20 protein-coding genes and 3 pseudogenes are annotated in these 17,524 nt (G+C 71.7%); 5 read left to right on the forward strand and 18 right to left on the reverse strand.

Translation table 11 applies throughout. The annotated features are described in order from the left end of the window. Positions 1-3: 3 nt before the first annotated feature. From LRS04_RS24950 to LRS04_RS24970, 5 genes are read right to left on the reverse strand one after another with little or no spacing between them, the layout of a single operon-like run. Positions 4-1,056, reverse strand: coding sequence for a sugar phosphate isomerase/epimerase (locus LRS04_RS24950; RefSeq protein WP_257818761.1), 1,053 nt, complete (start codon positions 1,054-1,056; stop codon positions 4-6). Further along, the gene (locus LRS04_RS24955) at positions 1,053-2,189 is read right to left on the reverse strand and encodes a Gfo/Idh/MocA family protein (RefSeq protein ID WP_257818762.1); all 1,137 of its coding nucleotides are present in this window, start codon (positions 2,187-2,189) and stop codon (positions 1,053-1,055) included. The genes LRS04_RS24950 and LRS04_RS24955 overlap by 4 nt, the downstream gene beginning before the upstream one ends. Continuing rightward, positions 2,186-2,401, reverse strand: a complete 216-nt coding sequence (locus LRS04_RS24960; protein ID WP_257818763.1) for a hypothetical protein — start codon at positions 2,399-2,401, stop codon at positions 2,186-2,188. The genes LRS04_RS24955 and LRS04_RS24960 overlap by 4 nt, the downstream gene beginning before the upstream one ends. Further along, positions 2,343-3,146 carry a sugar phosphate isomerase/epimerase gene (locus LRS04_RS24965; RefSeq protein WP_257818764.1) on the reverse strand — a complete coding sequence of 268 codons (804 nt, stop codon included), beginning with the start codon at positions 3,144-3,146 and terminating at the stop codon, positions 2,343-2,345. The genes LRS04_RS24960 and LRS04_RS24965 overlap by 59 nt, the downstream gene beginning before the upstream one ends. A gap of 33 nt (positions 3,147-3,179) precedes the next feature. Further along, positions 3,180-4,415, reverse strand: coding sequence for an MFS transporter (locus LRS04_RS24970; protein ID WP_257818766.1), 1,236 nt, complete (start codon positions 4,413-4,415; stop codon positions 3,180-3,182). Positions 4,416-4,507: 92 nt separating this feature from the next. On the opposite strand from LRS04_RS24970, the pseudogene LRS04_RS24975 reads away from it, so the two are divergent. The 3 genes and pseudogenes from LRS04_RS24975 to LRS04_RS24980 all read left to right on the forward strand — a co-directional run bounded on the left by LRS04_RS24975 (position 4,508) and on the right by LRS04_RS24980 (position 6,636). Then, a pseudogene (locus LRS04_RS24975) lies at positions 4,508-5,519 on the forward strand (LacI family DNA-binding transcriptional regulator). Between the two features lie 288 nt (positions 5,520-5,807). Continuing rightward, positions 5,808-6,095 (forward strand): annotated as a pseudogene (locus LRS04_RS28560) (endonuclease/exonuclease/phosphatase family protein); the annotation flags it as partial. After that, positions 6,076-6,636 (forward strand): hypothetical protein, encoded by a 561-nt coding sequence (locus tag LRS04_RS24980; protein WP_257818768.1) that lies wholly within the window; start codon positions 6,076-6,078, stop codon positions 6,634-6,636. The pseudogene LRS04_RS28560 and the gene LRS04_RS24980, both read left to right, overlap by 20 nt. Here the strand turns inward: LRS04_RS24980 and LRS04_RS24985 are convergent. The 5 genes and pseudogenes from LRS04_RS24985 to LRS04_RS25005 form a co-directional block, all read right to left on the reverse strand. Beyond that, positions 6,633-8,060, reverse strand: coding sequence for a CehA/McbA family metallohydrolase (locus LRS04_RS24985; RefSeq protein ID WP_257818770.1), 1,428 nt, complete (start codon positions 8,058-8,060; stop codon positions 6,633-6,635). The two genes, LRS04_RS24980 and LRS04_RS24985, sit on opposite strands and share 4 nt — an antisense overlap. Before the next feature lie 41 nt (positions 8,061-8,101). Further along, complete coding sequence (locus LRS04_RS24990) at positions 8,102-8,833, reverse strand: TonB-dependent receptor domain-containing protein (protein ID WP_374577327.1); 732 nt, start codon at positions 8,831-8,833, stop codon at positions 8,102-8,104. A gap of 19 nt (positions 8,834-8,852) precedes the next feature. Beyond that, positions 8,853-10,613 (reverse strand): annotated as a pseudogene (locus tag LRS04_RS24995) (TonB-dependent receptor domain-containing protein); the annotation flags it as partial. A gap of 110 nt (positions 10,614-10,723) precedes the next feature. Then, entirely contained in the window at positions 10,724-10,918 is a 195-nt protein-coding gene (locus LRS04_RS25000) for a hypothetical protein (RefSeq protein ID WP_257818771.1), read from the reverse strand. A gap of 134 nt (positions 10,919-11,052) precedes the next feature. Continuing rightward, entirely contained in the window at positions 11,053-11,358 is a 306-nt protein-coding gene (locus LRS04_RS25005) for a hypothetical protein (protein WP_257818773.1), read from the reverse strand. Between the two features lie 146 nt (positions 11,359-11,504). Here LRS04_RS25005 and LRS04_RS25010 point away from each other — a divergent pair, with 146 nt between their 5' ends. Together LRS04_RS25010 and LRS04_RS25015 are read left to right on the forward strand one after the other, a co-directional pair. Beyond that, positions 11,505-12,140 (forward strand): recombinase family protein, encoded by a 636-nt coding sequence (locus LRS04_RS25010; RefSeq protein ID WP_257819252.1) that lies wholly within the window; start codon positions 11,505-11,507, stop codon positions 12,138-12,140. Positions 12,141-12,223: 83 nt separating this feature from the next. Then, a complete protein-coding gene (locus LRS04_RS25015; protein ID WP_257818774.1) occupies positions 12,224-12,790 on the forward strand; it encodes an A24 family peptidase in 567 nt (188 codons plus the stop codon). Here LRS04_RS25015 and gspN read toward each other — a convergent pair. Genes gspN through LRS04_RS28565 form a run of 8 tightly spaced genes read right to left on the reverse strand, consistent with a single transcriptional unit; the run spans position 12,787 to position 17,523 of the window. Next, a complete protein-coding gene (gspN, locus tag LRS04_RS25020; protein ID WP_257818775.1) occupies positions 12,787-13,464 on the reverse strand; it encodes a type II secretion system protein N in 678 nt (225 codons plus the stop codon). The two genes, LRS04_RS25015 and gspN, sit on opposite strands and share 4 nt — an antisense overlap. Then, a complete protein-coding gene (locus LRS04_RS25025) occupies positions 13,464-13,928 on the reverse strand; it encodes a type II secretion system protein M (RefSeq protein WP_257818777.1) in 465 nt (154 codons plus the stop codon). The genes gspN and LRS04_RS25025 overlap by 1 nt, the downstream gene beginning before the upstream one ends. Further along, a complete protein-coding gene (locus LRS04_RS25030; RefSeq protein ID WP_257818778.1) occupies positions 13,925-14,095 on the reverse strand; it encodes a hypothetical protein in 171 nt (56 codons plus the stop codon). The genes LRS04_RS25025 and LRS04_RS25030 overlap by 4 nt, the downstream gene beginning before the upstream one ends. Next, positions 14,095-15,033: a type II secretion system protein GspL gene (gene gspL / locus LRS04_RS25035; RefSeq protein WP_257818780.1), complete on the reverse strand. Its 939-nt coding sequence runs from the start codon at positions 15,031-15,033 to the stop codon at positions 14,095-14,097. The genes LRS04_RS25030 and gspL overlap by 1 nt, the downstream gene beginning before the upstream one ends. Next, positions 15,030-16,580 (reverse strand): type II secretion system minor pseudopilin GspK, encoded by a 1,551-nt coding sequence (gene gspK / locus LRS04_RS25040; protein ID WP_257818781.1) that lies wholly within the window; start codon positions 16,578-16,580, stop codon positions 15,030-15,032. The genes gspL and gspK overlap by 4 nt, the downstream gene beginning before the upstream one ends. Beyond that, entirely contained in the window at positions 16,577-16,936 is a 360-nt protein-coding gene (gspI, locus tag LRS04_RS25045) for a type II secretion system minor pseudopilin GspI (protein WP_257818783.1), read from the reverse strand. Before gspI ends, gspK begins: the two co-directional genes overlap by 4 nt. After that, the gene (locus tag LRS04_RS25050; protein WP_257818785.1) at positions 16,926-17,405 is read right to left on the reverse strand and encodes a GspH/FimT family pseudopilin; all 480 of its coding nucleotides are present in this window, start codon (positions 17,403-17,405) and stop codon (positions 16,926-16,928) included. Before LRS04_RS25050 ends, gspI begins: the two co-directional genes overlap by 11 nt. Beyond that, the gene (locus LRS04_RS28565; protein ID WP_374577014.1) at positions 17,374-17,523 is read right to left on the reverse strand and encodes a type II secretion system protein GspG; all 150 of its coding nucleotides are present in this window, start codon (positions 17,521-17,523) and stop codon (positions 17,374-17,376) included. Before LRS04_RS28565 ends, LRS04_RS25050 begins: the two co-directional genes overlap by 32 nt. Between the last annotated feature and the right edge of the window lies 1 nt (position 17,524).

Raw genomic sequence — 17,524 nt, forward strand, 5'->3', positions numbered from 1 at the left:
CCCCTAGAGGCCCAGCAGCCGCCGGTTCGTCGCCGCATCCGCGCCCGAGGCCGCGAAGTCGTCGAACGCGTGCTCGGTGACGCGGATGATGTGATGCTTGATGAAGGGCGCGCCCTCTCGGGCGCCGTCCTCCGGATGCTTGAGCGCGCATTCCCACTCCAGCACCGCCCAGCCCGGATAGTCGTAGGCCGCGAGCTTCGAGAAGATCGCGCCGAAGTCGACCTCGCCGTCGCCCAGCGAGCGGAAGCGGCCCGGCCGGTCGACCCAGCCCTGATAGCCGCCGTAGACGCCGGAGCGCCCGGTCGGCCGGAACTCAGCATCCTTCACGTGGAAGGCGCGGATCCGCTCGTGGTAGCGGTCGATGTAGTCGAGGTAGTCGAGCTGCTGCAGGACGAAGTGGCTCGGGTCGAACAGCAGGCAGGCGCGCGGGTGGCCCTTCACCTCGTCCAGGAAGCGCTCGTAGGTCGCCCCGTCGTGCAGGTCCTCGCCCGGATGGATCTCGTAGCAGGCGTCGACCCCGCACTCGTCGAAGACGTCGAGGATCGGCTTCCAGCGCCGGCCGAGCTCGGCGAAGGCCTCCTCGATCAGCCCCGCCGGGCGCTGCGGCCACGGATAGACGTAGGGCCAGGCGAGCGCGCCGGAGAAGGTGGCGTGGGCCGTGAGCCCCAGCCGCTGGCTGGCGCGGGCGGCGGCCTTCACCTGGGCGACCGCCCATTCCTGGCGGGCCTGCGGCTTGCCGCGGACCTCGGGCGGAGCGAAGCCGTCGAACAGCGCGTCATAGGCCGGATGCACCGCCACGAGCTGGCCCTGGAGGTGGGTCGAAAGCTCGGTGATCGCCAGGCCCTTGTCAGCCAGCATCCCTTTGATGTCGTCGCAGTAGGCCTGGCTCGCGGCGCCCTTCTCCACGTCGAACAGCCCGCCGACGCCGGTCGGGAGCTGCAGGCCCAGGTAGCCGAGGTCGGCGGCCCAGTCGGCCATGGTCTCAAGCCGGTCGAACGGCGGCTCCGAGCCCTGGAACTGCGCCAGGAAGATGCCCGGGCCCTTCAGCGTCTTCATGCGTCGGCTCCTTCCAGCCTGACCCACCCCTTGCCGTCCCGGCTCGCGGCGACGGCGCTTTCCACGAAGGCCATGCCGCGCACGCCCTCGGTGATGCCGGGTACGAGCCCCGGTTCCGGGCGGCCCTCGGCGACGGCCTGGGCGAAGTCGCGATAGAGATTGCCGAAGGCCTCGATGAAGCCCTCGGGATGGCCCGTCGGGATGCGCGTGCCGGCGAGCGCCACGGGGCTTAGGTAGCCGGCCGCCGCGTGCAGCGTCTGGCTCGGCCCCTCCAGCCAGTCGACCGTGAGCTCGTTCGGCCGCTCGTGGCTCCAGGAGAGCCCGCCCTTCTCGCCGTAGACCTGGATCCTGAGGCCGTTGCGGGCGCCGGCCGAGATCTGGGAGGCGACGAGGACGCCGCGGGCGTCGTTGTCGAACCTCAGGAGCACGTTGCAGTCGTCGTCCAGCGCGCGGCCCGGCACGACCGTCGAGACGTCGGCGCAGAGGCGCTCCACCCGCTGACCGGAGATGAACTCCGCGAGGTTGAAGGCGTGCACCCCGATGTCGCCGATGCAGCCGGCGCCGGCGAGCTTGGGATCGACCCGCCATTCCGCCTGCTTGCTGCCCTCGCGCTCCAGCGGCGTGGAGAGCCAGCCTTGCGCGTACTCGGCGACCACCTTGCGGACCCTGCCCAGGTCGCCGCGCCGGACGATCTCGCGGGCCTCGCGGACCATCGGATAGCCCGTGTAGACGTAGGTGAGGCCGTAGACCTTGCCGGCGCCCGCCACGACACCCGCGAGGTCCTGGGCCTCGGCGAGGTTGAGCGTCGCGGGCTTGTCGCTCATCACGTGGAAGCCGGCCTTCAGCGCCTCGGCCGAGACCTCGAAATGAAGGTGGTTCGGCGTCACCACCGCCACGGCCTGCGCCCCGTCCTCGCGACCCCGCTCGGCGGCGAGCATCTGGCGCCAGTCCGCGTAGGCGCGGACACCCCAGGCGTCGCCCGCCGCCTGGCTCCTGGCGGCGTCGCGGCTGAAGGCCCCGGCGACCAGCTTCAGACGTCCGTCCAGCTCGGCGGCCATCTTGTGGACGGGGCCGATGAAGGCGCCCGGTCCGCCGCCGACCATGGCCAGGCGAATGGGGCGGGCGAAGCTCATGCCTGAACGCTGGCCAGGAAGTCGTGGCAGATCTTCGCCGACTCGATGCGCGGACGCTCGAACGGCGGCTCCTGCTCCACGAAGTAGAACCGCACGCCGGCGGCGTAGGCGGCGGGCAGCAGCTTCTTCCAGTCGAGCCGGCCCGAACCCACCTCAGTGGGATCCATCTTCAGGGTGAAGTTCGGCTGGGTCGTCGCCTTGATGTCCTTCACGTGCATGAGTCGGAAGCGGCCCTTGTGCTTGCCCAGGTAGGCGATCGGATCGACCCCCGCCGCCGCGATCCAGCCCACATCGGCCTCGAAGCCGACGAGGGCCGGGTCGGTCCCCTTGATCATGATGTCGAGACCCGTCGAGTCGCCCTGGGGGCGCCAGCTCGAAGTTATGGTTGTGGTAGCCCAGGGCCACGCCGGCCTTCTTCAGGATGGCGGCCTTCTGGTTCAGGAAGTCGGCGTTGAACCGGTAGTCGTCGGCGGTGAGCGCGGCCATGATCGTGCGGTAGTAGTCCGCGCCGGCGGCGCCCTTGGCGGCGTCCAGCACGCGCTGCGGAACGTAGGGGCTGGGCATCACCGCGTTCTTCACGCCCAGCACATTGAGCATCTCGCCGATCTTCGCGGCGTCGGCCTCCAGGCTGCCTTCCGGCCCGGTCCCGCGGGCCTGGACGTGGGCGCTGGTGGCCTTCAGCCCGGCCTTGTCCAGCGACGCCTTGAATTCCTGCGGCGTGCGGCCGTAGAGCCCGGCGAGCTCGACCGAGCGGTAGCCGATCTTGGCCACGGCCGCGAGCGTGCCGTCGAGGTCCTTCGCGGCGTCTGGGCCGAGCGTATAGAGCTGGATGCCGATCGGCAGGTCACGGCTGGCGAAGAACGGCGCGGCCGCCGCCTCCCCGCTCACCGCCATCCCCGCGAGGGCGCCGCCCGCCAGCAGGAAGCCGCGCCGGTTGAGGTCGGTTGTGGTGCGCATGAACGGGCTCTCCAGGATATCACGGTTGGGCTGTCAGGGCGCCACGGGGCCCGACGGGGCCTTCTCGGGCGGGCGGAAGAACAGGGCGAGCAGGATGACGGCGACGAGCGCCATGCCGGTCGGGATCAGGAACAGGGTCCGGTAGTCGACGAGCTGGGTCAGCGTCCCGTCGGCATGGGTGACGGGACGGCTGAGCTCGCCCATCAGGGCCGGGAAGAGGAAGCTCGCCACCACGCTGCCGACCCCCAGGATCAGCAGGTTGAACAGCCCCTGGGCGCTGGAGCGCACGTCCTTCGGGAAGACCGCGTCGACGAAGATGTACACGGTGGCGAAGAAGAAGGCGTAGCAGATGCCGTGGAGCAGCTGGACGGCGATGATCACCGGCACGCTGTCGGCGAAGAAGGCGAAGACGGCGAAGCGGGCGGCGTGGCCGAGGATGCCGATGATCATGGTGGCCTTCCAGCCGAGCCGGATGAGCACGCCGCCCAGCACGAACATCGTCGCGATCTCCGCGAGCTGGCCCAGGCTCAGCACCACCATGGAGAGGTTGCCGGCGATACCCACGCGCTGGGTCAGGAAGGCGTCGGCCATCACGAAGTAGCCGTTGTGGATCACGCTATCGATGAAGGTGACGAGGAACAGCACGCCCACGAACGGCACGGCGAGCAGCTTGATCGCCTCGCGCCAGGCCAGCGGGTCGGCGGCGACGTCCTTCTTCGGCGGCGTGTGCGGGAGCGTCAGGCTGTAGGCGGCGAGCGCGAAGGAGACCACGGCCGCGACGATGAAGATCGAGCGCACCTGCTCCGGTCCGGCGTTCGCGCCCAGGATGAACACGAAAGGCCAGGAAACCAGCATCCAGCCGACCGTCCCGCCCATGCGCACCGCGCCGAAGCTCTTGGCCGGGTCCTTCAGGTTGGCGAAGGCGATGGAGTTGGAGACCGACAGCGTGGGCACATAGAGCAGGCTGTAGACGAGGTAGCCCGCGAAGAACGGCCAGAAGCTGGTCGAGAACGCGGTGAACAGCAGGGCGAGCCCGCTCAGGAGGTGGCTGACCGCCATGAACTTCTCGGCCGCGAAGTTGCGGTCGGCGAACTGGTTGGAGAAGAAGATGCCCAGCAGGGCGGCCACGCCCCACGAGCTGCCGACCAGGGATTGCTGCCACGGCGCGAACCCCAGCATGCCCATGTAGGGGAAGAGCTTCGGCGCCCAGGCGCCCCAGACCGCAAGCTGGAGCACCATCATCAGGAACAGCCGCGCCTGGACCGTCATCGTCGTCGCCTCCCCCACCTGGCGGCGACTCTTGTCCGGTCGCCCCTTGGCGATGTAATCGATTACACGAACAGAGTTCGGGCGCAACGGCCATGGCCACGATGATGGATGTCGCACGGAACGCGGGGGGTCTCCACGGCCACCGTCTCCCGCGTGCTGGCGACGCCGGACCTGGTGTCGGAGGCGACGCGCGAGAAGGTGATGGCGGCGGTGGCGAGGCTGGGCTACGCGCCCAGCGCCGCGGCCAAGATGCTCCGGACGCTCCGGACCGAGAAGATCCTGGTCACCGTGCCGGACGTCTCCAACCCGTTCTTCTCGGAGATCATCCGCGGCGTGGAGGAGGCCGCGACGGCGGCGGGCTACTCTGTGCTGCTGGGCGACACCCGGCACCAGGAGGCCCGGGAGGAGCAGTACGCCGAGATGCTCCGCCGGAAGGAGGCCGACGGCCTGATCTTCCTCGGCCATCGCCTGCCCGACGCGCTCGCCGAGATGATCGAGTCCCTGGGCGCCGCGGCGCCCATCGTGAACGGCTGCGAGTACAGCCCGGGGCTGGGCGTCTCCTCGGCCCACATCGACAACGAGGCCGCCGCCCTGGAGGCCATGGAGCACCTCTACGGCCTGGGCCACCGGCGCGTGGGCGTGATCACCGGTCCCCTGGCCAGCCCGATCAGCCGCGACCGCCTGGCCGGCGCCAGGGCGGCGGCCGGCCGGCGCGGCCTCAGCTCAGGGCTGCGGATCGCCACCGGCGACTTCACGATCGAGTCCGGGCTGGTGCAGAGCCTCGCCCTGCTGGGCGGCGCCGAGCGGCCGACGGCGCTCTTCTGCTTCAGCGACGAGATGGCCATGGGGGCGCTGGAGGCGGCGCGAAGGCTCGGCTTCGCCTGCCCGGCCGACGTCTCGATCCTCGGCTTCGACGACATCCGCTACGCACGCCACCTGGACCCGCCGCTCACCACCGTGAGCCAGCCGATGGCCCGGATAGGCCATGAGGTGGTCGGCCTGCTGCTGGGCATCCTCTCGGGCGAAGCCGCTGAGGTGCGCCACCTGACCTTGCCCCACGAGCTGATGGTGCGGGCGAGCACCGCCGCTGCGCCGCCGGCCTGACCTCCGGGGCCGGACTGCTGTCACGCGGTTTTGCCTGACACTTCATAGGCTTGTCATCGACTCGCCCCAGAGAGGCCGCGCCGGACCTGGAGCGAAAGCGATGATCTGGGCGATGTTCGCGATGACGCCGCTGCTGGCCGACGCCACAGCGACCCTTCCCATCGGCGCCCTCGTCGCCACAGCGCCGGCCGCCGTGGCGCCTCCCCGGCGACGTCGGCGGAGATCAGCGTCCTCACCTACAACATCAAGGGCCTGCCCTGGCCGGCCGCCCACGGCAGGGCCGAGGCGCTGCGCGAGATCGGGGCCGAGCTCGCGCAGATGCGCCGCGACGGGCGACAGCCCGACGTGGTCCTCCTGCAGGAGGGCTTCCGCGGCGAGGTCGCCGACCTGGTGACGGCCAGCGGCTATCCCTACTGGGCAAAGGGGCCGGGCCGGCCGCTCGCCAAGCTGACCGGCGGCGGCCTGCACGTGCTCTCCGACCTGCCGATCCTCGAGGTGAAGGCCGCCCCCCTACGTCGACTGCGCCGGCATCGACTGCCTGGCCAACAAGGGCGTCATGCTGGTCCGCCTGGCCTTGAACGACGCCCCGGTCGAGATCGACGTGGTCAACACCCACATGAACGCGCGCAGGGCCGCCCGCGCCCCCAGCGCCCGGACGCTCGCCGCGCACAATCGCCAGATGGACCAGCTCATCGGCTTCGTCTCGGCGAACGGCAGCCCGGAGCGGCCGCTGCTGGTCGGCGGCGACTTCAACGTCAAGAACGCGCCCGATCGCTACTACCACCGGGCGGCCACCCGCCCCTTCGCCGTGGTCAGCGAGTTCTGCCACCGGCCCGAGACCGCCTGCGACGGCGAGGCCGAAACCGCCGAACCCTGGCTGAAGTCGCAGGATCTCCAGGGTTTCGCGAGCGGGGCGGACGTGCAGGTCGCGCCGCGGAAGGTCGAGGCGGTGTTCGACGGGGCCCGCGGCGACCGGCTCTCAGACCACGACGGCTATCTCGTGCGCTACCGGCTGAGCTGGACCCCGCCGGCCGCGGCGCCCGCGCAACCGGAGCGCGGCCTCAAGGTGTCGCCGCAGTTCAAGACCCTCGGCGCCCGGGTGAGCTGGACGTACTAGGGCTGCAGATAGACCGGGTTGCCGATCAGCCAGAGCTTGCCGTCCGGCCCGCGGACGTCGGCGCGCACCCAGCCTTTCGCGCCTACCGGCAGGGCGATCGCGCGGCGGTCGTCGGCCGAGAGCGGCGCGCCGGCCGCAACGGCGCCGGCACCCCCAGGGCCGGAAAGGGCGATCCGGCCGCCGGCCGCGCCCTTCACCTGGACCTGCAGCTCGACCGCGCCGCCGCCGGTCCTCAGCGACGAGCCCATCGGCGCCTCCGCCCCGCCGGCGCGGGCGGTGAGGTCCAGCAGGCGGTCGCGGGCGCCGGTCGTGTCGACGAACACGCGGCCGGCCCTGAGCCCGGCCAGGATCGCGCCCTGGGAGAGGTCGACGGCATGGACGACCGTCGTGGGCGATCCCACCGACCCCGCCTGGTCGAGCGGCTTCAGCGCATCGTGGTTGTCGGAGCCGCCGACCGCGGTGACCCGCAGCCCGGCGTTCAGCCGCGCCTCCCAGATCTTGAGACCCCCCAACGGGCTGTCGGCCGGAACCGCGCCGTTGGCGACCTCGATCATCGGGACCCGCGTCCAGTCGGTCTGGGCGGTCCAGCCGCACCCCATGCAGGCCTCGCCCGAAGGCAGGCCGGGATGGTTGACCGAGATCAGGCCGCCCGCCGCCTCCACCTGGTCGAGGATCGCCGCGAGCGTCGGCGCGCGCGGGCCGCCGAGCTGGAAGTCCAGCGGCGCGGTGACGCCGAAGACGTTGGCGTGCCCCTTGAAGGTGGTGATCTCGCGGCCGGGGATCAGCAGCAGGTCCGGGAAGAACGGCTGCTGATCGGCCAGGGCCTGGTGGTGCGAGGTGGTGTTGTGTTCGGTCAGCGCCACGAAATCGAGGCCCCGTCCGGAGGCGGCCGCCAGCGTCCTGTCCAGCGGGCACGGAACACGCGCGCCGACGGCTGGGGCGCAGGCCCCGTCGGAGTGGCCGGTATGCAGATGCAGGTCGCCGCGGAACCAGCCCGGCCCCGTCTTCAGCGGCGCAGGCGCAAAGCCCCCGAACCGGCCGCGCTCGAAGGTGATCTTCGCCGTGTAGGCCGACCGGGACTCCTTGCGGATGTTCGGCACGCCCAGGATCAGCTTCCAGGTCCCGGCCGGCAGCGGGCCAGACAGGTAGGACGGCGTCGCCCAGGTCTCGCTGACCGTGAACCGGGCCTTGTTCCCGCCGCTCCAGCCGCGGAACCGCTGGGGGTCGCGCAGGCCGAGGTCGATGACGGTCCGCTGCTCGCGGCCCTGGTATTCGAACTCGACGGTGACCGCAGTGACCCCGGCCGGCACGCGGAACGGGACCTCGCGGTAGGTCTCATGATCTGCGCCGGTCATCACGCCGGAGAGCGTCAGGTCGGGCGCGGCGGACGCCGCCGTCGGCGCGAACAGGAGCGCGGCGGCCATCGCCGCCGCGCTCCCGATCGTCTTGGCGAATCCGCGCCCCATCAGAAGCGGAATAGCACGGCGGCGCGGAAGGTGCGGCCGAGCTCCGGACGGGCCAGGTAGTAGCGCGCGCCCGCTTCGCCCGAGATGAACTGCCCTGCCCGCGGGTTGCCCTCGGTCAGGCCGATCTCGTTCGTCAGGTTCGTGCCGTAGGCGTAGAGGCTGACCTGGTCGGTCAGGTTCCAGCGGACCTGGGCGTTGACCAGGTGATAGGCGGGGATGATCAGGGTGTTGCCCGTGTCGCTGAACCGCTTGGAGAAGTATTGCAGGTCGAGTTCGGCGCGGACCCGGCCGTCCAGCAGGTTCAGGCCCGGCGTGAAGCGGGCGCTGACCTTCGGCGTTCGCACGATCACATTGTCAGTGAAGGTCCGCGGCCGCAGGCACTCGGTGGCCGAGGCCGACGTGTCGGTGGGCAGCGGGCAGGCGCCCGCGACCTTCGCCACGCGCTCGTTGAAGATCCAGTCGCCGTAGCGCGGGTCCTGCAGGGTGGCGGTCATGGTCGCGTCGAACCAGTCGGTGGGCCGCACCGTACCTTCGAGCTCCACGCCATAGGTGGTGGTCGGCGCGAACTCGGTCTGGCTGACGAACGAGTTGGTCGCCTGGTCGAAGCGGGTCTCGGTGAAGCTCTGCGAGTCGAAGTGGGTGTAGAAGGCCGTGCCGTAGAAGCTGAACCGCGGCCGGTCGACCTTCAGCCCGGCCTCGGCCAGGTCGATCCCCCTGGGCGCGCGGATCAGTGCGGGTCGGGTTGGTGATGAAGTCGCCGAGCGACGGCAGGCGGAAGCCCTTGGTGTAACGGGCGAAGACGCCGACGTCGGGCTGGACCTGGTAGTTGACGCCGACGGTCGCGCCCCAGTCGTCGAAGCTGCGGTCGAGGGGGTCGAAGACGCCCGTGCCGCTGATCGCCTGGTCGTCGGCGAAGTTGTTCGCCACCTGGTTCAGATTGATCGTGGCGCTGCGTTCATTGCGGCCGGTGAGTTCGATGGTTTCCCAGCGGAAGCCGACGTCGACGCGCAGCTTGTCGGTGAGGCTCCACTCGTCGGCGGCGTAGATCGCCCAGGTCGTGGACTCCCCTTCGGCGTTGTTGAACTGGCTGCCGTAGCGGCTGATCCCGTTCTCGGTGAAGCTCGTCACAACCTGGCCGGCGGCGTTCAGGCCCACGAGGTTGAGGAGCCGGGCCTGCTCGCGCACGTCGATCAGAACGGCGGAGCCCTGCTGCAGGAAGCTCTCCTCGGCGCGGGCGTAGTAGAGGCCGAACGCCACGTCGTGCGACTGGCCGCCGACGTCGAAGCGCCGGAGCACCCGCAGGTCGTTGATCACCTCGTCGAGGATCATGTCCTGCTCGCGCATGAAAGCGTCCATGACGAGCCCCGTGCCGTTCTGGCCAGCGACGTCGACGGCCGTGCCGTCGAGGTAGGTCAGGCGGCCCTGGGTCACGCCGAGCGAGGCACCGCGGGCCACGTCCTGGGCGATCCGGGCGCTGGCGGCGACGGGCGTGTTGGGGAACAGCGCGGCACGGACGAGGTCGCTCGTCCGGTAGCGGAAGCCGTCGCGCACCTCCCAGCCCCAGAGGTCCACCGACCCCGAGAGCGTGTACTGGGTGAGCTTCAGGTCCGAGCCCTTCGTGTTGTCGAACGTCACCGGGCCGCGGCTGGTGCGGAAGGTCAGCTCGGCGGTCTCGGGACCGGCCAGCGTCCCGTAGTTGGCGTCGAAGCCGGGGATCTCGGCGGTGTCGCCGTTCCCGTCGAAGGTCAGCGGGACCGGCAGGTAGAAGATGGTGTTGTCGTCGATGTGCTTGACGTTGAAGTCGAGCGAGCCGCCCTCGAAGTCGCGACCGACGGAGAACCGCGCCTGGCCGCCCTTGTTGGCGTCGAAGCCCGGATCGCGGACGCCGTCGTCCTGGCGGTAGAAGCCGCCCACGCCCAGGCGGAAGCCGCCGGCCTCGCCGCCCACCCAGCCGTCGCCGCGCCAGTAACCCCAGTCGCCGACCTCGGCCTTCACGACGCCCTCGAAGGGCTGGGTCGCCTTGCGGGTGATGAAGTTGATCGTGCCGCCCGGCGCGTAGGAGGCGAAGATCGACGACGGTCCGCCGCGCACCACCTCGACCCGCTGCACGGTCTCGTCGAGGCGGAAGGAGAAGTCGGAGTTCAGGAAGCCCAGGCCGCCGTCGTGCTGGACCGGCAGGCCGTCTTCCAGGAGGGCGATGGCCGCCGTGCCCTCGATGGGGATGCCGCGGGCGCGGACGTTCGAGCCGCCGACGCCGCCCGACGCCTCGACCCAGAGGCCCGGGACGTTCTTCAGCACCTCGGCGACGCTCAGCGGCGACTGGAGCTGAAGCTTCTCGTCGGAGATGGTGGTGATCGCATAGCTCGCCTCCACCTTGCGCTGGCCCTCGGAGCCCGCGCGGCCCGTGACGATCAGTTCCTCGACCTCGGCCGTCGCCTCGTCGGCGGCGAAGGACGGATGGGCGAAGGCGAGCGCGGACGCCGCCGCGGCGGCGAAGAGAGCGACTTTCATTTTTGGAACCCCGGTTTGGATGGCGGGGGTCCTAAAGCGGCTCGATGACCGGCGGGCGACGTCCGTGTTTCAGTTCTGTGGCGTGATCGTCAGGGCACGGTCGGCCCGAGCTAGGGGAGCTTCAGCGCCGCCTTCACGTCGCGCCATTCGACCAGCTTGAAGTTCTGGCGGTCGCGGCCGGCGGCGGGCTGTTCGCCGTCGGTGTCGCTGTCGTCCTGGCCGGACGCGATCAGCCAGGTTGTCCCGCCCTCGCGCATCAGGGTCAGGCCCTCCACGTCCGCCTGTAGGACGTTCGACGGCAGCAAGCGCGAGACGTTCAACAAGTTCGACACCATCGAGGACCAGATCGACCGGGACTTCGACGAGTACGAACTCGAGCGCGAGGAGGCGGGACCCGTCTTCCAGCTCGTGGGACGGGTCACCTTCTAGCAGCCAAGGATCAGCGGGCGCTGGCCAGTTGCTTCAGCTTGCGGGCCTCGGCCTTGGTCACGCAGCGCGGGGCGGTCCCGGCCTCCCCGCTCACCACCTGCTGGGCGGTGACGAACTCGGCCGAGCCGAATTCCCGGGCGAAGCCGCGCTTCGTCATCGCGCTGTCGTCGCACACATAGACCTGGCGCGGGCTCTTGGTCGTCTGGGCGGCGTCCCTGCCGAGCGCGGCGGCATTGGCGGCCTTGGCGGGTTCGTGGGCCAGCGCCGGCGCGGCGCCCAGGGCGGCCACGGCGGCGATGCAGAGCATGATGCGCATCTGCGTTCCTCCTCATATCTCGGCGGTTCGAAGCGCCGGTTGAAGGAAGCTTGGGCACAGTTTTCGCGATTTGCAACAAGACGGTGACAAACAGACGACAACTAGTAACAACGTTCTCTTAAATTGGGGATTGTCGCAAAACTGTCATTCTAGCCACACCCCGTTGTCGCACTCGGTATCGATATTGCCCGTCCGGAGGGGAGGCGGAGCCGCATCGGCGCCGCGCCAGGAGATGTCGGGGCCCGCACCAACTTGCGCTACGGCATCGTTCGAGAAGTTGCGGGCATGCCCCCCCGGCGCAGCAGAGACGATTGCTCGATGCCGCGTCCTGCGACCTCATCCTGGAAGAAGGTCCGCCTACGCCGGAAGCCCAGCGCCGGCTGACGCGCCTGCTGTCCGGACTCAAGGTCGGCGACGAGGTCATGGTCCACAGCCTGGACGCCTTCCAGCGCACCACCGGCGAGATCGCCCAGTTGATCCGCACCTTCCTGGAACTGGGCGTGACGCTGCGGATCGTCTCCGAACCGCACGATATCGAGGCTCTTCCGCCTGCGGAGAATGTCCGCAAGGTGCTGGTGCTCCTCGCGGACCATGAGGCGCGGCGGCCAAGCCGCATGCCTGCGGGATCGGCGTCCAGCCGCAACGCCGGCAGCCGCAAGGCGCTGTCCAAGTATCAGGTCGAATACGCCCGCAAGCTGCACAAGGAAGGCGCGTCGCTCCGCACCCTCAGCCTGCTTTTCCAGGTCTCGCCGAACGAGGTCTGGGAAGCGATCGGCGAATAGTGCCTCCGACCGCTCCCGGCCCCCTCGGATGGGGCGCGATCGCGCTCGGCCTGGCCCTCGGACCAGTGCTCGCGACCCTTTCAGTGCGACTCCCCGCCGCAGGGGCCAGCCCGGAATCCCGGCGAGTCGCCCTCTTCACATTCGCGTGCCCCGCCCTCGCCGCCTGGTCCCTGGCGGTCCAGCCGGAGCCGGCCGGGGTCCTCGGCGCCCTGCTCGCCTGGCAGCTCCTGCTGCTGGCCGCGCTCGACGCCGAGCACTTCTGGCTGCCGCGCCTCCTCACGGGCCCGCTGATCGCCAGCGGACTGCTGGTGAGCGCGGCGCGGGGGATGGAGACGCTGATCGCCGCCGCGATCGGCGCCGTGGCGGGGTTCGCGGCGCTATCGCTGCTCGCCTGGGCCTACCGCCGCCTGCGCGGGCGGGAGGGGCTGGGCGGCGGCGACGCGTGGCTGCTGGCCGGCGGCGGGGCCTGGATCGGCTGGATGGCCTTGCCCGGCGCCCTGATCTATGCGGCGGCGGGCGGGCTGCTGGCCGTGGGCGTGGCCGCAGCCCTCGGCCGGCGGCCGAAGGCGACACAGCCCCTGCCGTTCGGCGTGGCGCTGGCCGTCGGCATCTGGATCGTCTGGCTCCACGGTCCGATCGGCGGGCGCTAGCCGCCGAGCCGCCCGCGATCGGTCCGGCTGAAGCCGTCCAGGCCCTGGGCGAAGCCGGCCGTCTGGGCCGCCGCCGCGATCAGCGGGTCGGTGGCCCGCAAGGTGGTGTCGAGCTGGTAGACACCGCGGCCGTCCACCGTGACCACGGCCTCAAGGGCCACGGCGCCGGACTGGCCGGTGAGCGGGATCGCCAGCCGTCCATTCCGGCAGGCGGCCTGGCCGCGCAGCTCCAGCCCCGGCGGGGCGACGGCGCCCAGCTTCAGGTTCGAGAGCCTGACCTCGCCGCCGGCCCGGCGGCAGGCGCCGGCCCGGAACGTGACGGTAAAGCTGCGCAGGCCGAGGTCGCCCTGCAGGGGCAGGCCGGAGGCGACAGCGCCGAGCGGCAACGTTGCGTGGACATCCGAAACGCCGTCCGGCCGGACCACGCCCCGCCCCTGCACCGCCGCCAGCGCGACGCCGCCGCGGAACGGGGCGAGCCCGGCCCGCGCCTCGCCGAGCGGCAGCCCCCGGAGGCGGGCGTCGTGCAGCGTCCCACGCCAGATCGTCCCCTCGACGCCCTGGGCCGAAAGACCGGCGCGATCGGCGTCGATCCAGCCGAGCGCCATGCGCAGCGGGACGAGCAGGAGGAGCGCCGCCGGCAGGGCGAGGGCGAACACCGCCCAGAGGCGCCGCATCAGTCTTCCCCGCCGAAGGTGGCGTCCACGGAGAGCGCGCCCTCCTCGTCCTTGATGACCGTCAGGTGGCGGGGCGTGACGCCATAGTCCTGCTGCAGCGCCGCAAGCCAGGGGAAGAAGCGGCTGGGCGCGACACCCGCCACCGCCACCTGCACGCCGCCCGCCGGGTCGGGCTGCAGCCGCGCCAGGACGAGCCCGGCGGCCTGGGCCGAGGCGTTCACCGCCTCGGCGGGCGGCAGGGTCTGGCGGGGCTTCGCCGAACCCAGGATCTTCAGGCGGGCCACGGCGCGATCGACGACGACGGCGTCGCGGCTGGCCTGGGCGTACCGACGCTCGGCCGCCGCCTTCGCCTCGGCGGCGGGCCGCCAGGCGCCGAACCACAGGAGGAAGGCCAGCAGGCCGACGCCCATGACGATCAGCAGCCCCTGCTCCCGGCGGGTGCGGGTCTCGAACCAGGTCCTCATCGGCGCGCCCCCACGATGATGTCGGTGACGATCCGGCCGTCCGCTTCACGCGTGGCTTCCTCGCGCGCGGTGACCCCGCCGCGGGCCAGGGCCGCCGCCAGCAGCTCCACGTCGGAATAGTTGGTGTGGCTGATCGTGGCCCTGAGGGTGCCGTCCGGCGCGGCCATCAGGCCCTCCGCCTGGGCCTGGTCGATGCCGGCCAGCGCCTGGAAGAGCTGGGCGGCGAGGCCCGCGGGGCCGCCGCCTGCGCCAAGCTCGGCCCGCTGCAGGGCGGCGTCGGCCTGGGCGGCGGGATCGGTGACCGCCGTCCCCTCCGGGAGGACCGTGGCGACACGCGCCGCGGCGCCCGCTCCAGGCGGTCGGCGGCGAGATTGAGGCGAACGGCCTCGGCGGCGTTCAGCAGGATCGGCGAGAGCAACAGCACCCCCGCCAGCGCGGCGGCCCGGACGATGTCACGCCGCCCTGGCCGCTGGCCGTCGGCCGGGGCGAAGGGGCCCTGGCGCAGGTCGATGCCGGGCCGGGTCGCGCCCTCGGCCAGAAGCCGCTCGGCGGCCTCGCCCTCAGCGACCGCGGGCGGCGGCTGGAGCAGGGTCGCCAGCAGGTCCGGCTCGCAGGCCAGCGCCAGGCGACGACCGCGGACCGCGACGAGGTCGCCGATGCGGACCGCCACAGGCGTTCCGTCTTCCAGCTCCGGCAGCAGCATGTACTCGGGCACGACCCGTTCGACGGGGAGGCCATGGATGCGGGCCAAGTCCAGCCAGGCTCGCAGCCGGCTCTCCGCCATGGCGACGACCAGGCGATGACCGTCGTCCTCCAGCGGCCCCACCGCCACATGCAGCGGCTCGTCGGCGAACGCTGTCTCGTCGGCCAGCATCAGGGCCGCCGCGGCGCGGGCCTGGGCGTCGGACCTGGTCGGGAGCTGTAGCCAGCGGGCGACCGCGTCGACGCCGGGGACCACCAGGACGATGGCGGTCGCAGTGTCCGGCGCGCCAGCCGTCACCGGCTGTTCGCCGCGGCCGACCACGTCGCCAAAGGCGTCGAGGAGCAGGTAGGCGGGAGCGGCCTGAGGATCGGCCGGCGCGAAGACCAGGCGGGTGCGTCTCATTCTTCGGGTCCCCAGCGGCGGGCGACGACGCGGATACGGCCGGCGGCGTCGCGGGCCAGCAGACTGGTGGTGACGGCCTCCGCATCGCCCAGCGTCACCTCGGTCTCCAGGCGGAACCAGTCGGAGCGGTCCTTGAGCTGGCTCGTGGCGGCCTGCGGGAAGGCGGCGGCCTGGATGACCGGAAGGCCGACGAAGTCCCCGATCGTCCACCCCGCCGCGGGCCGCGCCGCGATCAGCCGGCGCAGGGTCTCGGTCGCCGGCGGGGTCTCCGCCAGCATGGTGATGAGCACGGCCTTCTCCTCGGGCAGCGTGTTGACGTTGATCGGCGACAGGGCCGTGGTCGGGAGCGCGCAGACAAAGGGCCGAAGCCGGCGGTAGACCTCCGGCGTGAAGCCGCGGATCGCCCGCAGTTCGCTGGCTTCGGCGAGCGGGGCCGCGCCTGTGAGGTACGCTGGGTCCGAACCGCCATAGGACTCGTCCTCGGCCCCGCCGGCCTCCCGCAAGGGGTCGGTATCGAGCCAGTCGACCAAGGCGGCGGCCAGCATTTCGCCCTCGCGGCGCCCGAGGCCCACGGCGACGGTGAGGTTGACGAACTGGCGCACGCCCTCGTCGTTGCGGCGCAGCGCCTCCGGCGCACCCTCGACGACGCTGTTGAGGTTGAAACAGGCGGCCCCGTCGTCGATGCGGGCCTGGATCACGCCGCCGTCCACCGGGAAGCTGACGGTCCGTCCGCTCCAACCGCCGGCGGTGACGCCCGCCTGGGCCAGCCGGGCGATCTGGGCGCGGGCGAGCTGTTCGGCGCCCAGGGCGTACCAGCGGGCTTGGCCGACCGCCTCCGCATTGGCGGCGCGGCGGATCGCGAAGCGGATCTCCTCCAACACGCCGGCCGCCAGGGTCGCCATCACCGCCATCAGCAGCAGGACGGTGAGCAGCGCCACGCCCTGTTCATCCTTCCGCCTCACCCCGCCTCTCCCGTGACCACGAAGGCCTGCGAGACCGCGCCATAGTCGTCGAGCGTCAGGTCGAGGCGCATGGCCCTGCGGCAGCGGCTGATGGGTTCCATTGGGCAGGGTCTCCAGCCACTGGCCGCCGACCCGGAAGGCCACATGGGCCTCGCGGACGCCGGTCAACAGCACCTGCGGCGGGCGCCAGGCGGCGCCGTCCAGCGCCGCGCGGCTGCGGCGCTCCAGACGCCCGTCGGCCAGCCGATACTCCACGGCCTGCAACGAGGCGCGTGGCGCTGCGTCGGGATTGTCCCAGCCGCGCCGGACGAGTTGCAGGAGCGGCCCGCCCACCGCCTGTTCGCCGCCGGCCAGGTTGCGGCTGGACGGCCGCCCGTCCTCGTCCCGCGTGCGCCGGGCCGCCGCCTGGGCGAGGTCGGCCTTCAGCGCAGAGCGGGCGCGCTGCAGCTCGCCCAGCCGATGGCTGCGGGCGCGCACGACCTGCTGGTTGTCCAGGCTGAAACTGAGGATGCTGACGCCCGCGGCCGCCACCAGGCCGAAGATCAGCAGGGCGACCATCATCTCGACGAGGGTGAAGCCCTTCATGGAACGCCCCGGAAGACGGTGACCTCGCCGGCGGTCCGGCCGCCGCGCGGCGCCACGCGCACGTCGATCAGCAGGACGCCGGGATCGGTGGTCCGGCTCACGGCGCGCGTCCAGCGCCAGGTCTGGCCGCCCAGGCTCGCCTCGCCGCCCTCTTCGCCGAGCGCCGGGGCGACGGGCGCGGTCAGGGCCTCCACGGCCTCGTTCTCGGCGACGACGCCGGCGAAGAACCGGTCCTCCACGGCGGTCGCCTGCCGCGTGCTCTCGCCGGCCAGATTGAGCAGCGCCAGCGCGCCAAGGCTCAGCACGGCCAGCGCCACCAGCATCTCCAGGAGGGTGAAGCCCTGCTCAGCGCGCATCGACCCTCACCTCGCCCTGGGCGTCCACGACGACCGATAGGTTCGACCGGCGGTTCGCCAGCCGGATGGCGGCGGGCTCGGCAGCGCCGGTGGAGTCGAAGCGCACGGCCGTGCGGCCATCGGCGCTGTCCACCGCCACGGTCAGGCCCTCCGGCCAATGGCCGGGGCGGAATGGGCCGCCGTCCAGCGCCGTCCAGGCGCCGCGGCGCTGCTCGCGGAACGACCAGCCCTGGCCGTCGAACGCCATCTCCACCGGCCGGTTGGCGGTCAGCGCCGCCTCCCGCGCGTGCGTCAGCCGCCCGGCCAGCCGTTCGGCCTCGTCGGAGAGCCTGGGCTCCCGATCGGGCACGGTCAGCAGGATGGCCGCCGTCAGCAGCGCCATGACCAACATCGCGACCATCACCTCCACGAGGGTGAAGCCGCGCTCGCCTGCGGGCCTACAGGGTCCAGTTGCCGATGTCGGCGTCATCGCCCTCGCCGCCCTTCTGGCCGTCGGCACCGGCGGACCAGACGTCGAAGCGCCCGTGTTCGCCCGGATAGCTGTACTGATAGGCGTTGCCCCAGGGATCCTTCGGCAGGCGGCGCACA

It is taken from the genome of Phenylobacterium sp. J367, from assembly GCF_024699985.1.
GTDB lineage: Bacteria > Pseudomonadota > Alphaproteobacteria > Caulobacterales > Caulobacteraceae > Phenylobacterium.

Excerpts from the sequence above, each read along its gene's own strand:
- LRS04_RS24950 (WP_257818761.1), bottom strand. The coding sequence starts at position 1,056 with ATGAAGACGCTGAAGGGCCCGGGCATCTTCCTGGCGCAGTTCCAGGGC.
- LRS04_RS24955 (WP_257818762.1), bottom strand. The coding sequence starts at position 2,189 with ATGAGCTTCGCCCGCCCCATTCGCCTGGCCATGGTCGGCGGCGGACCG.
- LRS04_RS24965 (WP_257818764.1), bottom strand. The coding sequence starts at position 3,146 with ATGCGCACCACAACCGACCTCAACCGGCGCGGCTTCCTGCTGGCGGGC.
- LRS04_RS24970 (WP_257818766.1), bottom strand. The coding sequence starts at position 4,415 with ATGACGGTCCAGGCGCGGCTGTTCCTGATGATGGTGCTCCAGCTTGCG.
- LRS04_RS24980 (WP_257818768.1), top strand. The coding sequence starts at position 6,076 with ATGCTGGTCCGCCTGGCCTTGAACGACGCCCCGGTCGAGATCGACGTG.
- LRS04_RS24985 (WP_257818770.1), bottom strand. The coding sequence starts at position 8,060 with ATGGCCGCCGCGCTCCTGTTCGCGCCGACGGCGGCGTCCGCCGCGCCC.
- LRS04_RS25005 (WP_257818773.1), bottom strand. The coding sequence starts at position 11,358 with ATGCGCATCATGCTCTGCATCGCCGCCGTGGCCGCCCTGGGCGCCGCG.
- gspN (WP_257818775.1), bottom strand. The coding sequence starts at position 13,464 with ATGCGGCGCCTCTGGGCGGTGTTCGCCCTCGCCCTGCCGGCGGCGCTC.
- LRS04_RS25025 (WP_257818777.1), bottom strand. The coding sequence starts at position 13,928 with ATGAGGACCTGGTTCGAGACCCGCACCCGCCGGGAGCAGGGGCTGCTG.
- LRS04_RS25030 (WP_257818778.1), bottom strand. The coding sequence starts at position 14,095 with ATGGCCGCGCCGGACGGCACCCTCAGGGCCACGATCAGCCACACCAAC.
- gspL (WP_257818780.1), bottom strand. The coding sequence starts at position 15,033 with ATGAGACGCACCCGCCTGGTCTTCGCGCCGGCCGATCCTCAGGCCGCT.
- gspK (WP_257818781.1), bottom strand. The coding sequence starts at position 16,580 with ATGAAGGGCTTCACCCTCGTCGAGATGATGGTCGCCCTGCTGATCTTC.
- gspI (WP_257818783.1), bottom strand. The coding sequence starts at position 16,936 with ATGCGCGCTGAGCAGGGCTTCACCCTCCTGGAGATGCTGGTGGCGCTG.
- LRS04_RS25050 (WP_257818785.1), bottom strand. The coding sequence starts at position 17,405 with ATGACGCCGACATCGGCAACTGGACCCTGTAGGCCCGCAGGCGAGCGC.